Source organism: Cellvibrio sp. BR (assembly GCF_000263355.1).
Taxonomy (GTDB): Bacteria; Pseudomonadota; Gammaproteobacteria; order Pseudomonadales; family Cellvibrionaceae; genus Cellvibrio.
Map to the genome: position 1 here is coordinate 159974 of NZ_JH668200.1, position 14605 is coordinate 174578.

8 protein-coding genes are annotated in these 14605 nt (G+C 48.6%); 3 read left to right on the forward strand and 5 right to left on the reverse strand.

What is annotated here, in order from left to right:
• Positions 1-8: 8 nt before the first annotated feature.
• Positions 9-2057 (reverse strand): metallophosphoesterase, encoded by a 2049-nt coding sequence (locus O59_RS00715; RefSeq protein ID WP_040391259.1) that lies wholly within the window; start codon positions 2055-2057, stop codon positions 9-11.
• A 353-nt stretch (positions 2058-2410) separates the two neighbouring features.
• Here O59_RS00715 and O59_RS00720 point away from each other — a divergent pair, with 353 nt between their 5' ends.
• A complete protein-coding gene (locus tag O59_RS00720) occupies positions 2411-5203 on the forward strand; it encodes a TonB-dependent receptor (protein ID WP_007638474.1) in 2793 nt (930 codons plus the stop codon).
• 80 nt (positions 5204-5283) lie between these two features.
• Here O59_RS00720 and O59_RS00725 read toward each other — a convergent pair whose 3' ends face one another.
• The 3 genes from O59_RS00725 to O59_RS00735 all read right to left on the reverse strand — a co-directional run bounded on the left by O59_RS00725 (position 5284) and on the right by O59_RS00735 (position 11063).
• Positions 5284-6669 carry an ADP-ribosylglycohydrolase family protein gene (locus O59_RS00725; RefSeq protein ID WP_157152427.1) on the reverse strand — a complete coding sequence of 462 codons (1386 nt, stop codon included), beginning with the start codon at positions 6667-6669 and terminating at the stop codon, positions 5284-5286.
• A 102-nt stretch (positions 6670-6771) separates the two neighbouring features.
• Positions 6772-8403 carry a glycoside hydrolase family 16 protein gene (locus O59_RS00730; protein WP_198284729.1) on the reverse strand — a complete coding sequence of 544 codons (1632 nt, stop codon included), beginning with the start codon at positions 8401-8403 and terminating at the stop codon, positions 6772-6774.
• A 110-nt stretch (positions 8404-8513) separates the two neighbouring features.
• The gene (locus O59_RS00735; RefSeq protein WP_007638479.1) at positions 8514-11063 is read right to left on the reverse strand and encodes an exo 1,3/1,4-beta-D-glucan glucohydrolase; all 2550 of its coding nucleotides are present in this window, start codon (positions 11061-11063) and stop codon (positions 8514-8516) included.
• Positions 11064-11719: 656 nt separating this feature from the next.
• Here O59_RS00735 and O59_RS00740 point away from each other — a divergent pair.
• Positions 11720-12340 carry a hypothetical protein gene (locus tag O59_RS00740; RefSeq protein WP_007638480.1) on the forward strand — a complete coding sequence of 207 codons (621 nt, stop codon included), beginning with the start codon at positions 11720-11722 and terminating at the stop codon, positions 12338-12340.
• 59 nt (positions 12341-12399) lie between these two features.
• Complete coding sequence (locus tag O59_RS00745; protein ID WP_007638481.1) at positions 12400-13110, forward strand: DUF6445 family protein; 711 nt, start codon at positions 12400-12402, stop codon at positions 13108-13110.
• A gap of 19 nt (positions 13111-13129) precedes the next feature.
• Here O59_RS00745 and O59_RS00750 read toward each other — a convergent pair whose 3' ends face one another.
• Complete coding sequence (locus tag O59_RS00750; protein ID WP_007638482.1) at positions 13130-14605, reverse strand: tryptophan halogenase family protein; 1476 nt, start codon at positions 14603-14605, stop codon at positions 13130-13132.

Sequence of the window (14605 nt, forward strand, 5' to 3'; positions counted from 1 at the left end):
GGGTAAACTCAAGGCAATGCCTGAATCTGGCCCCTATCCAACTCCAGTAAAAAATGATCGCTTGGCGCATCGCCAGCAAATTGCACAAGGATGTGCAGCAGTTGTGCGAGCCTCGTTTGATAGCGGGCACGCAATGAGCTTTCCTCTACTGGCGATAAAAATGCTTGTGCCAGCAACCGGTAGTGCGCAAAACGCTGGGCATCAATATCCTTTAGCGCCAGCTGATCCGCATTCCACAGGCGATAAAAATCCACACCCATATCCAGCCCATTCCACGCGGCAAAACTCTTCGTTGTTAACCCCTGGCGATGCGCCATATTTGCCGCCTGTTGGCTCGCCTGCTGCCATTTCTGCTCCAGCATCCTGTCCTGATTGGTATTGCCAATCAGTGCAGCAATTTGTTCAAGAGTAACATCGGCATTTAATTGCGACATAACCAACAGCTGCTCACCATTGAGGCTAAGCAGTAGTTCCCGTAGATCCGCAGGCCATTCCTGCGGCAGAAAACGCAAGCGCGCCAACTCACGCAAATGCCACTGGGTAAACTGCCGGTAATTTTTTGCCTGCAGAATATTTTTATCCCAAATATCCGCCGCATTCATTCGCTGCAAATAATCCCATTCGGTACGGTAGTGCGCAAATAGCTCATCAAAACGCGGCACGTCATTTAATACCACGGTTTCGACTTCAACCTGTTGCGCCGTTTTAATCGTCAATACTTTGTAAGCTGGCACGTAGGCCGCAAGCGACGGCGCCTGAATATTAAATAGCACCTTGCCATTCTCGCTGCGATAAACACCGGTATCGTTAATGTGCATGTGACCGGCGACGTGAACTTTCAGGCCGGTATCTGCCAGTAGCTTGCTGGTGTGCGCACTGGGGTTGCGGTTCAACTGGAATTTTCCATCGCCCATCAAGTGCGCTATGTCTTCAGCTGCACCATCATAAAATTCACTCATCGGAAAATGCGAGAATGCAATCAGGGTTTTACCTTGGGCTTGCGCACGTTGCACAAGGTCGCGTATCCATTCCAATAAATGCGGTTTATGGGTAATCACTTTGTTGTAGCCCGCATCACTGGAGCCCAAAAAATTATCCGCATCCAGCGCATTACCATTGCCACCCAGCTTGGGCTGATAAACATTGGCATCAATCGCCAGTAACCAAAGTCCCGGTGTGGGTTCCACGAGATAGCTGGTATCTGCCACCCAATAACAATCGCTGTAATGCGGCTGTTTGTATTTCCCCCCGGCGCCCTGATGACAAATTTCGTATTGGCGCTTATCAAACTGCGCTGCCTCCCGTGCAACTGCATGGTGATAAGTCGCGTCGCCATAAACGGAATTTTTAGGGGCGGCAGTGAGGCCAACAAGCTTGCTGTAAGGGGTTTCATAATAAACATAATGGGAACGCGGAAAAAAACCTTGCTCACTGAATAAATTCATAATGGGTTGATAACCCAGCTCCTGCACCTCATCCGAACAAATAACTGCATTAGTTTGCTGAGAATTTTTTTCGGCACACAAAGGATGTTGCAGGCTAAAAATAGGTTGTTCTTTTCCATCCTGCCCCAAAAAATCCATTTTTCCCGCCGGATGAGAGACGGGGCGCGTTGGGTCGTGATTACCCGGTGCCATAAAAAATTCAATGCCGTGTTCACGCTGATATTTATCAAGAATTGTTTTTAACCCGCGCAGGTGCAGTGGTTGGCCATCATCACTAAAATCGCCCGGTAGGGCTACATATTTTATTTCCCGCTTGACTATGTCATCCAGCGCGGCGAGTAGTGCAAAATAATTTTCGTTAAACAAGCGAGTGGAATGCAATTGTGCGCGCATCGAACGAATACTGGCGTGTTGTACACCCTGTTCGGTATGGGTTGGCAAGCCCTTGAATGAGCCATCAGTAAACTCACCATAAATATCGTGAAAGTGAATGTCCGGCATAAATGCGACACGCACAAACTCAGCGTTGTTGGGGATTTTTTCACTGGGCGACTCACAGCCGGATAACAATATCACCAGATTTACTAACGCGAGGACAAAAAATAATTTCATGGTCACAGCAAATTCAACCGGAAAATAACCCGCGCAACAGATCACAGGCGAGCATAGAGAAGGGACTTTTTGCAAAAAAATGAATTCTATGAAGCAATAACGACAGATTGATGACAGAAAAATATTTTTTACTGCTCACCGCACAACAAATTGTTAATTACTGTTAATAGTACAAATAACAACAATGCCGCAATAAAACTGAAACGCAGCGGCATTACCGTCCCCTCGCGTTTCTAATTCCTGTTGGGGACTCTAAATCTGCATGGGAAGTAAGATGGAATTTTCTCTTTTTATGAGAGCTAGAAATGGTTGACCGTTGTTTTTCTAACTGTGATAGATAAGAGGAAATTAAAGTGAAAAAGGGCAAAAGAATCTCCCCGCTAGCAACCAAATCCCCCTTAAGTCACGCCTTGGGGCACATCATTATGGGCACCGCATTAGCAACAGCCGCATTACCTGGCTGGGCGCAAGATGCCGACCTGATGGAAGAAATTGTAGTGACCGGCAGCTACTCCAAAAGTTTGGAAAAAGCGATTGATATTAAACGCAATACGGTTGGCTTTTCTGACTCCATTGTCGCCACCGACATTGCCGATTTCCCGGAACAAAACCTCGCCGAAGCCTTGCAGCGTATGCCCGGTGTTACTATTGAGCGCAACAAAGGTTTGGGCAGTAAAGTAAACGTGCGCAGCCTGCCCAGTGAATTTACCCACGTCTCCATCAACAACCTGTCCACCGCTTCTGGCAGTGGCGGCCGTGATGTTGAGTTCGATATTTTTGCTTCCGAAATTATTCAAAGTGTGACCGTAAAAAAATCACCTACTGCCGCTGACGAAGAAGGTGGCATTGCCGGTTCAGTGGCAATTTCAACGGCACGCCCTTTTGACTACAGCGATGCAAAATTTGTGGTGTCCGCCGAAGGCGCACACAATTCTATTTCTGAAGAAATAGACCCCAAAGTTTCCTTCCTCGCCAGCGACACCTTCGGTGATTTTGGTGCGCTGGTTTCTGTTTCGGTGGCGGAGCGTACCAACAGAACAGATTCCAATTCCGGCATTAACTTTCGTCCGCTTTCACGCTGGACCGAAAAAACCGGTTCGTCACAATGGCAAGCGACTCAAACCCTTGAGGTACTGGAACGCGATACCGGTATAGTGATTAATGATCGCTTTGACAAAGAAGAAACCAACCGCATTGTATTTCATGACAAGATTGGCGATCGCGCTTATTTAAATGAACAGGAAAAGTGGGGCGCAACGGCGGCATTCCAGTATCAACCCAGCGACGTATTCAGTTTGACGCTTGATGCCATGCTCGGTGGTTACGACAATACCGAAGACGAATACGATGCAGCAGCCTACACCGCATCCAGTATTAGTGCGCTGGAAACGGTTCACGAATACGACAGCGCCACCCTCGCTCAACACGGCATAGTGGTGTTGCGCGATGTTTCTTACGCCGCTACCCAGCACGAATTTCTCAGCAAAGAAAATGTCCATGAAACTGATTTTTCCCAATACAGTTTAAATTTAGATTGGGAAATTGGCGGTTGGTATGTTGAAGGTTTGGTGGGTTATTCCGGCGCGGAAAAAACCTCTGACACCAGCAATTTGAAACACGTTGCCTTTGCGCCGTCACGCAGCCGCTACACCAGCAATGGTGGTGAAACACTCGTGAGCGCTAATCCGGCAAGTTTTGATATGTACAATTCGCCGGAAAAATATTTATTCGATTCCTATGAAGTGAATTTGGAAAAAATTCAGGACGATAAATATGCCGCGCAGTTAGATTTTATCAAACCACTGGAATTGGATTTCCTACCGGCATTAAGCCAAGTGCAATTTGGCTCACGCTATACCGACAAATCCAAAGAGCGCAACCGCGGTACCAATACTGTGCGCGGGCCAGAAGCGGGCGACAATTCCTGGCGCAATGTGCGCACTCTGCAAGACAGTGAATTGACCTTGGTGTCTGACATAGTACCGGGCGGAAAATATTTATCGCAATCATCCAACAGTCCGCAGTGGGCACAAGTTGCTAACAGCTACGCACGCGAAACCTTCCGCTATGACGGCTTTGCGGTGGACTTTGCCGATAGCGAATATTATCGCGTGGATGAAGAAGTACTTAGCCTGTATGCCATGGCAGATTTCAAATTCGATGTCGCCACTATGCCGGTTATGATCAATGCCGGTGTACGTTCAGTTGATACCGACGTATTGTCATTTGGTTATCACCAAGTGCAAAACTCTGATGGCTCTACCGGCTACACACCGGCACCGATTTCCAAACAAGGTGATTACAGCGACGTATTACCCAGCCTGAACATGAGCATGGAATTGCGCGATGGTTTGTTGTTGCGCGCCGCCGCATCGGAAACATTAATTCGCCCTGCATTAGGCGATATCGCCTACAAACGTACCGTGAGCCTGAATGATTTTAAATATCGCGACGGCAACCCGGATCTGAAACCCACGTATGCCGATCAATGGGAGTTGGGTTTGGAATGGTATGTCGGCGAAGGCGCGCTGTTTGCAGCATCCTACTTCGAGAAAAAAATTGAAGGTGTAGTGCGTGAATCACTGACCGGTGTGGTGCAGGACGTTGTTAAATACAATGCCAACGGCACTGTCGACGGTGTATATGATTTTGAAATTTATCAAAAGGTTAATGCCGAAGGTGATTACGATGTATCCGGAGTGGAATTAATTGCGCAATTCCCACTGAATATGTTGCACCCATCGCTGGAAGGTTTTGGTGTTAATGCCAACTTCACCATGCTCGACAATTCACTGACCGGTGAATCCGATTTGGGCATTCCAACACCACCCGAAGGTTTGGCAGACGAAACTTACAACTTGACCTTCTATTACGAAAATCAAAAATTTGATGCACGTATCGCCTACAACTACAAAGACAAATATGTGGAATATATCGCCAGCGATATGTACCCGGTGTACCGCAAAGCCTACGGTCAAACGGATCTTTCAGTGGGTTACCAGCTGACTGATTTCATCAAATTCACACTGGAAGGTATTAATATTACCGACGAAGAGACCAGTGCGTACACCATCGACCCGTCATTCCCCTCCATGTACGAATTTTCTGGTCGTCGTATTAGTTTGGGGGTAAGAGCAGATTTTTAAGTTGTAAAAAAATATTGCTTGAACCTGTTGCAAAAAAGGATGCTCCGCACGGAGCATCCTTTTTTTTCGGAATTTACTTATTATTTGATTGGAATTATCCAGCGATCATTTTCCATGTCCACACGTCCGCCCATCAGTTCAACTACTACCTTATCCACTATAGCAACACCGGTGTTCGCCATCTTGTCGAAAGTATCTATACCGCTGTTAGGAAAATTTTTTCGTGTTCTGTGAATATTGAATTGATTTGAAAACTGCTGATTAAACGTTCTTTCTATTTCTTTCTTACCATACATAAAACCTAATAGGCCGCCCCAGGTCGCCGTTGGATTATCCGAGTCCCACCCCATTAGCGATCCGATTTTAATAGTTTCTTTTAAATCGCCTTCGCCATAAAACAAGCTGACCAAACTGGCAGCGAAATTAATACCGGCAGCAAAACAACCGTTGCAGTATAAATTTCTATTGGTGAGGTCATAACCATCGCGTTGATGTTGCTGGTAGCGAATATAAAGCGTATCGCGGGTTTTTTCCCAGGGCACATCGGCAAGGTACATATCCTTGACCAAATCGTACATGGCCGCCGGATATTGTTGCGCGGGTAATTGTTGGCGTGCCTGCTCCGCCATCCACATAACTTGTGCTTTCAGTGGCATAGTTTTATCGGCAGCAGGGGCCAGTGAATAGAGCGTGATATAAAAATTGGCGATATCGACTGCCTCTTTATCGGCAACTGTTCGCACCGGCAGTTCACTTATTTTTAATGCGATGTCCGGGCGTGTGGGTGCAAAAAAACCAAAGATTTCCGTAGTGAGTTGCGCATCGATCATATCGTAGTGGGGATTCAAGGTTTTGCTTCCGGTTAAGGGTGGCAAAGTACCCGCTTGCATTAAATCAAACGCTTTTTGATTGGATACCCACAGAAAATTTTCGTAATTTCCCTCGGGGTCACGACCGAATGGTGTCGGCTCTTGCGAGGAATAGATATGTTTGAGCCAACCATCGCGTATCTGTTCAGGTGTTAGTATGACCGACGGACTTTTGTTTAATAGCTCCTGGTAGATATATTCAATATCGGTGTCGTCATCCGCGCCCCAAATGCCTTCAGGCCCCACAGTCACAAAATCAATGGTCGACGATAAATCGCTCGGAACACCTTGCCCCCAAATACTTGGCTGATCGGGTTTACCCCAATCATGGCGCGTATAAAATTTGCCTGTTTTTAATTCCCCGATATTGCCGATCTTATCCATTTCCGTGACCAATCCGGTCCAGTTGGCAATACACTGCCCCAACCAAAAACCATAAAGTGAATCGCGATAGGCAATACGCGATATCGTAATAACTTCAGCAGATTTGATTGCATGATTGTCATGCAGACCAGTTTCTATCGCGGTATGCGATGCGCACCCCACCAGTACGTTTACAAACAGAACGACACTTATCGTTGGGTAGCGCATCAACATAATTTCTTCCACGAACAAAAAGATTTATTGTTATCGCAGCATTAAAAACACGTTTTGAATGCTGCGTTTTGTTGGCTGCACTTTTTATCGGGTACAACCAAATTAGTCAGGCACAACCAACCGCACATTATCAAACGATACGTTCATCGCTGCGTTGGGTTCAACCACAAACACATTGGAAATTTTTGCCAGGTTGGCGCTGCCCGGTTCAATGGAGTTGCCGCGCGCAATCAGGTTAGCGACTGAAATACGGTATTCACCCCAAGTGCCGGTGGCAGGCAAGGTTGCTTCTACGTCGCTCACACTTGGCCAGCCGCTGTCCATTTTGATCAGTAGTTTGGCACCGGCCGCCATGGAGTTAACCTTGAGGTCAAACACCAATTCACCCGCCGTGGCCCAGCCGGTTAAATCGGCGGTGCCGGCGGGGATATTAAAATACACATTGCCGGTTGCGCCGGTTTTGATCACGTTGAGCACCTTGCCGCGGCCTTCTTCATCCAACTGTGAATAGCTGATTTGGCCCTGTGGGTTGTAGGACTCAAACTTCAAGCCGGTCGCCAGCGCGTCGCTGTACATAGTGAACAGTGGCGGTTCGGCAAAGTCGCCCGACACTTGTGGATGGCCGGTTAAGGGCACAATGGCCGGGTCGACATTGGTCGCACAGCCTTTGCCAGTTTCAGGGTTGGTTGCGCAGCGATAGACTTTTACCGATTCAACCTGCATTTCCTGCGGGAAGCTGGTGGCGTTGTTGGGCACACCCGGCCAGTTGCCGCCCACGGCGACGTTCATAATCATGTGGAAGGATTCATCAAACGGCGCATTTTCGGCGGTTGACGCAGAGGTGTACCAACCCGCCTTGGTTTGGGTGGCATAGTGTTTGTCGTTGATGTACCAGCGAATTTCGCCCTCTTCCCACTCAACGGCGTAAGTATGAAATTCTTCCCAGGTATTGGCGGTGGGTGTAGTGCTGGTGCCGGTGTATTTGTTGTTGGGCCAGACATCACCATAGTGCAAGGTGCCGTGAATAGCGTTGCCACCATTGGTGGTGTTGAGGTTTACTGCTTCTACGATATCGATCTCGCCACTGAGCGGCCAACCGCCATATTTCCACTCGGTCGGCAGCATCCAAATCGCCGGCCATACGCCTTGCCCTTGTGGCAATTTTGCGCGAATTTCCATACGTCCGTATTTCCAATCCCCTTTATTTTTGGAGCGCAGGCGCGCAGAGGTGTAATCGCGGGTGACGGATTTGTCATCCACGTTGTAAGTGGGGTCATCATCGCCCTTGGCTTGACCGGCGAAGGTTTCCTTTTTGGCAACTATGTGCAATTTGCCTTCGGCAACAAAGGCGTTATCGGCACGGTCGGTGTAGCACTGCAATTCGTTATTGCCGCCACCCATGCAATTTTTTTCAAACGACCATTTAGTGCTGTCGATGGTCTCGCCATCGAACTCATCGCTCCAGACCAATTCCCAGCCAACCGCGGCGGATGAACTGGAGGCAGCCAAAGAGCTTGCTTCGACGCTGCTCGAGCTGGCTTCAAGACTGCTCGAACTCGCCTCTACGCTCACTGCACTGCTGGATGCTTCCGCTACCACGCTCGATGGCGCGCTTGAGGAGCTGGCCGGTGAGCTGCCGCCGCCCGAACCGCCACAGCCAATCAAACTGAGCAATGCCAGGGTCAGGGATGCTTGAACCAGTGGTTGGCTCATACCTCGTTGTTGAATTCTCATACTTCTTACCTCGGTGCTGTTTTATTAGGTTTTATTATCGAAAGCGCTTGGTGGAACACTGCTAGCTACCGGCGCTGCGCGCTTGAACAACGCCGGCATTCACAGATGGGTTACTCGGGGCAGGCAGGTGCCTGGGTATTTTTCTCGATGCGCAGGTTGTACAGGCTGATGTCCGCGGTACCGCTGGTGCTGAGCGCAAAGGGGGTTAATACCATGTCCAGTTTCGTGCGTTTTTGCGCAAAACAGTCGAGCGCGATACTCACACTGGTCCATTCACCTGCGGGCGCATTATTTAGCTGCTGGGTGATGGGAATGGCGCCGCCACAATCGCTGCCGCAGAAAATTCCCACATTGACCTCAGCGCTGGGTTTGGCATCGACTTTGACATCAAACACCAAGGCGCCACCGGCATATGCACTCAGGTCGCTGCGCTCGGTGGAAGCAAAGTTCACACTCGCCAGTGCGGAGCCGTCCCACTGCAGGCGACGTGCATCTTCCTGCACTTTGTAGTCGATGGAGGACACAGTCACCGCACCCAGAGTGCCGCTGCTGGTGGTCACTGGCTGCATATTATTGAGATGATCGAGCAGCACTAATTGCCAGGGGTTCATTACCCGCTGATTGAAAATAGGCAGGCTGTCAGGCGTGACGCTCGCGGCGATTTGACCGGCAGTTTCCTCCAGCAAACCGGTCTCCGTGTTGTCGGCATAAGTCAGCCCAAAACCGTAGGCGAACTGGGGCTGATAATCCGCATCACCGACATTGAGTGGCGACTGGACGGGCGATGCCGGCCAGGAGAAGGGCAGTTTGCCTTTGACCGCGGCATTCACCGAACCATCGGCTTTGGCGAGCACCACATCGGCCACACCCGCCCCTTCGGAACCGGGCAGCCAGACCACCGCAAAGGCGTCGGCAGCGTTGATAAATTCATTGGCCCAAAGCGGACGACCGGTGATAAACAACGCAACCACCTTGATGCCATCGGCGTTTAATTTTTTCAGCAGCGCCAAATGGGTTGGGTCTTTATAGGCCAGTTGGTTTACATCGCCCTGCATTTCCGCATAGGGATCTTCACCAAATACCACAAACGCCACATCAGGCTTTTGTTGATAATTACCATCCACACTCAACTCAACCGAGCCACCGGCAGCGGTTACTGCGCTGGCGATGCCTTGATAAACAGACGTACCGCCGGGGAAATCCGCATTGGTATTGCCTGTGCCCTGCCAGGTGATACTCCAACCACCCGCTTGTTTACCAATATTGTCGGCACCATCGCCCGCCACCAATATTTTGGCAGTGGGTTTAACCGGTAATACTTGCTGATTGTTTTTCAACAACACAATGGATTCACGCACCGCCTGACGAGCGATAGCACGGTGCTCCGGCGCACCAATCACCTCGCGCTTGCCTGCCAATTCACGGGTAGAGGGTGCACCTTTTTCAAACAAACCTGCGCGCAATTTCACCCGCAAAATCCGCGCGACCGCGTCATCCAGGCGCGCCATGGGAATTTCGCCGCTTTTCACTTGTGCCAAAGTGTTGTGATACAGCTCTTTCCAGTTGGCATCGGGCGCCATAAAAATATCCAGCCCGGCATTAATGGATGCCGCACAACTGACCGGTGTACAGCCAGACACAAACGCATGCCCATTCCAATCGCCCACCACCAAACCATCAAAACCCATTCTATTTTTGAGCTGATCGGTAAGCAGGTATTTATGGCCATGCATTTTTACATCCTGCCAACTGCTGAAGGAGGCCATAACCGTTTGCGCGCCGGCGGCCAGTGCGGTCTCGTACCCAGCGTTGTGGATACGCACTAATTCCGCTTCGCTGATTGCCGCATTGCCGCGATCAACACCACCCAGGGTGCCGCCATCGGCGAGAAAATGTTTGGCGGTGGCGATTACATGGCGCTCACTCAAAAAATTATTGCCTGCCGTGCCCTGCAAGCCCTCTACCATCATGCCGCCGTAGGCGCGCACCACCTCCGGATCTTCCGCGTAGGATTCATAAGTGCGGCCCCAGCGATCATCGCGCACTACTGCGAGTGTCGGTGCAAAGCTCCAGTCGATGCCAGTCACTGCAATTTCCGCCGCCGTCGCCGCGCCGATTTGACGAATTAATTCCGGGTTGCGCATCGCACCCAAACCGATGTTGTGGGGAAAAAGTGTTGCACCAATAATATTGTTGTGACCATGTACGGCGTCGGTTCCCCAGATCACCGGGATCGCAACGCGCCCGCCGTCGGTACTCATGGAAGCGTGATAAAAACCATCCGCCAATGCCAGCCAATCATCCACCTTCGCGTGTTTGTTTTCGCCGGGGAATGAGCCGCCACCATTTAAAATCGCACCGACGGAATATTCTTTAACATCTTGCGGGGTGACATGGCGCAATTCCGGTTGCATCAGTTGTCCCACTTTCTGCTCCAGCGACAACTGAGCCAATAATTCAGTAATTTTTGCCTCTAGCGCCGGGTCTTTTTTAACCGCGCTCTCAATACTGGGCCACAGGGATTTTTCAACAGCAACCGGCTCATCACCACTATTGCTTGCGCTGTCTTTCTCGTTGATATTTTTATCGCAACCGCTCAGCGCGGCCACTACAGCGAAACTGCACGCAGCGGCCATTAATGGTTTGTAAAAACTGGGCATAACCTACCTCATTGAAAAATCACTGTTCTTGTCTATTTACATTGCTGCCATGGGTTGATTGATAAAATGCTCGCCACCAAGAAAAAAGCCCCCGCTTTCTGCAAGACTGGAGAACGCGGGGGCTAAGCAAGGAGAGCTAACAATAGTAGAAGGATGACAGTGCATACTCACCACTCTTGCTAACACCCAAGGGGACCTGACATCACCCAGGGGTTCAACAGCTAATGAAAAAATCACATCAGCAAAAACACGCACGCGGCTCAACCACGGGCACATCGTTTGTGTTTACCAATTCAGAGTGACAGGAAATAAAAAGAGTGTCGTCCCACTTTCGCGGTATGCCGAACATGGGGCGGGTAGCACCTGCGGATGAATAAAAGAGGGAAGTTCGTTCGTGTAAAACACGGCAAAACAATATTACTCGAACAATAAAACGTCTCACTTTCGGTAAAGCACCGCAACTCAAACCAATCCACCCCACGACCAGGATGTGAATCAATAGCCAGATTCCCACCACTGCTCATCCCATGTTCAGGTCGCCGCCAAAGTGGGACAACAAATCAAAAAAACTTTTGTTAAGGTTGCGGCGTTCTGGAAGCGTCGCCGCTACCTGCCCAGAGCAACCAATTCCAGGGAGCCACACAAGGAGTCACGCAATGGTGCAACTAAAAACACTGGTGGGAACCACCGTTATTGCCGCACTCGGTGGTGCATTTACCAGCTATTCGCTCATATCCCCAACAACCACAACCTCCGGTAGCAATAACAATGATTCGCCGCAGGGCAGTCAAGTTGACTATGCCGCACAGCGAACCAACACCGCACTGGCAGAAACCATTAAACAACTACAGCAAGAAAATAATCGCCTGAAAAAATTATTGGCTGAACAGCATTCCCCGGAAAAAGAAACACCGGCCGCCGCAATATCTCATACCACGCCGGTGGAATTACAACAGCAACTCCACCAACTGGAGATGGAAAAATACCTGCGCAAAGCCAATGACTTCAGCGATTGGCTGCTGAAATCCCAGCAGGAAAACCCTGATTTCAACCTCAATCAGACACTGACGCAGCATTTTGACAGTGAAGTGCGCGACCCGCAGTGGGCCGACCAACAGGAAAACAGCTATCGCAATTTATTCAGTGAAACGCCGGAACTGTCCGGTTTTGCCCTCACCAATAGCCAATGGATTCAATACTCATTGAGTGACTTCTCACTGCACCAATATTTAAAATTATTATTCTTAACGTTTAATAACCCAACGGAGCATAGATAAAAATTAATAAAACATGGTATCTATGCTGCCATATACATTAATAATTTTAAGCCAATCATATGAACAACGTAGATGACTTTTCTATTAACAAAAACATTAGTATTAACATCCAGAACGTTGGCCTTGAAAAAGAAAAAATCCTTATTATCGATAACTTTTTAAATAACCCGAAACTACTGGTAAACATGGCGGCACATCAGCCTTTTATTCCTTACCATACTCAATACCCTGGGGTGAAATCCCTTGCGCCAGTAGAATACACTCGCCAGTTATTTGGCACCGTTGTGCCTATTATAAAAAAACATTATCAATTGCCTCAGCAATGCACCATAGAGCACACAAAATGTTTATTTTCACTGATAACACATAAAGAAGATGATTTAAATTTGTTTCAACGCGCACCACATCGTGACTCATCTTACGAATATCAGTTTGCAATATTGCTCTATCTATGTGGGCCAGAACATGGCGGCACTTCCTTCTATCGCCACAACCTTACACACTTTGAAACTATTACCCGAGCAAGAAGTGCAACTTACGATCAAACTTACGACGATGACGTGAAACAACATGGCGAACCTGAACCTCGCTATCAGTTGGACAGCGACAGGCGCTACAGCAAAATAGGTGAAATAAATGCATGCTTTAATCGGCTGGTGATTTATCGCAGCTGCCTGCTGCACTCTCCTTATATCAATCTACAAAAAAGTATTGATACCAACCCCCATACCGGCAGACTAACGCTTAATTCTTTTCTGGCCTTTATGTAGCTAAAGCAATTATTAACACCTAATCAGGAAGCGGATATTTTTTTAGGTATTCAGCATGCAAAGGTAGGCCATTTAGTTTTTTACTAATCGTGTCTTTTATTTTCAAAAGGAAAACGGTCAACTCATCACGCGTCATAGTATCCACTAATGGATTATGAGAGCTCGGCATCAACCCCTGCCCTATCATCACCTGTAACCATGAGTCATCAAATAGCTCGTTGCCTTCGCGGAACATACGCCCCGTTTCTTTAAACAACTTAATCCGATGCGCCAAAGAATCCGGTAGTGACATGGTGCGACAGTGATTCCAGAATGGCGAATCGGTACGTTCAGTCACGCAATAATGCAAAATAATAAAATCGCGAATATGCTCCAAATCAAATTTTGCTTGTTTATTAAATTCATCTATATCCGACTGCACTATGCCCTGAGCCGGGAACATACGCATAAAACGCACAATATTTTGTTGGATTAAATGAATACTGGTAGATTCGAGTGGCTCAAGGAATCCACCGGACAACCCCACCGCCAGACAATTTTTGCTCCATTGCTGCAAGCGGCGCCCGGTACGAAACTGAATCAGCCGCGGCTCGGTCAATAGTTTTCCTTCGACATTTTCCAGCAATAACTTTTTTGCATCTTCATCTGCCAGATATTTACTGCAATAAACCAAACCATTTCCCACGCGTTGGCGCAATGGAATTTGCCATTGCCAGCCAGCAGAGTGCGCAATAGAACGAGTATAAGGCACAGGCTCACGCACAGATTCCGTTTGCACTGCAATCGCGCGATCACAAGGAAGCCAATGCGACCAATCTTCATAGCCTGTGTGCAAGGCTTGTTCAATCAGCAAACCGCGCATACCACTACAATCAAAGAAAAAATCACCTTCAATGATTTTTCCGGAATTAAGTGTGACCGATTGAATGAACCCTGTTTGAGGCTCTGTTGTCACCTGCTTAATGGTTCCCTCTATCCGGGTTGCCCCCTGCGCCTCACTGAATTGGCGCAGAAATTTTGCGTAGCGCGAGGCATCCAGATGAAAGGCATAATTGAGGCCATTATTGGGCATATGGGCAAACCTTAATTGCTCTGCAGCTTGCCGCTCGAAACAATAATCACCAAATTCACCAGCAATACCTAATTCTAATCCGCGCCGCCAAAAATGCTGGAAGCCTGCGGCCCAACAATCATTTCCGGTTACACCAAATGCATGCAGATAATGCTTGCCTTGTGCGCGCCAATTTTCAAAACGAATACCCAGCTTGAATGTTCCCTGGGTAGCACTTAAAAATTCCGCCTCATTAATTCCCAATAACTGGTGAAAGAAAACCATGGTAGGTATGGTTGCTTCACCAACACCTATAGTGCCTATTTCCTCTGACTCTACCAGAGTGACATTGACTATCTTCCCGTATAGCTTGGTAATGGCCGCCGCTGCCATCCAGCCTGCAGTACCGCCACCAACAATCACCAGGTTTTTTATTGCCGTCAT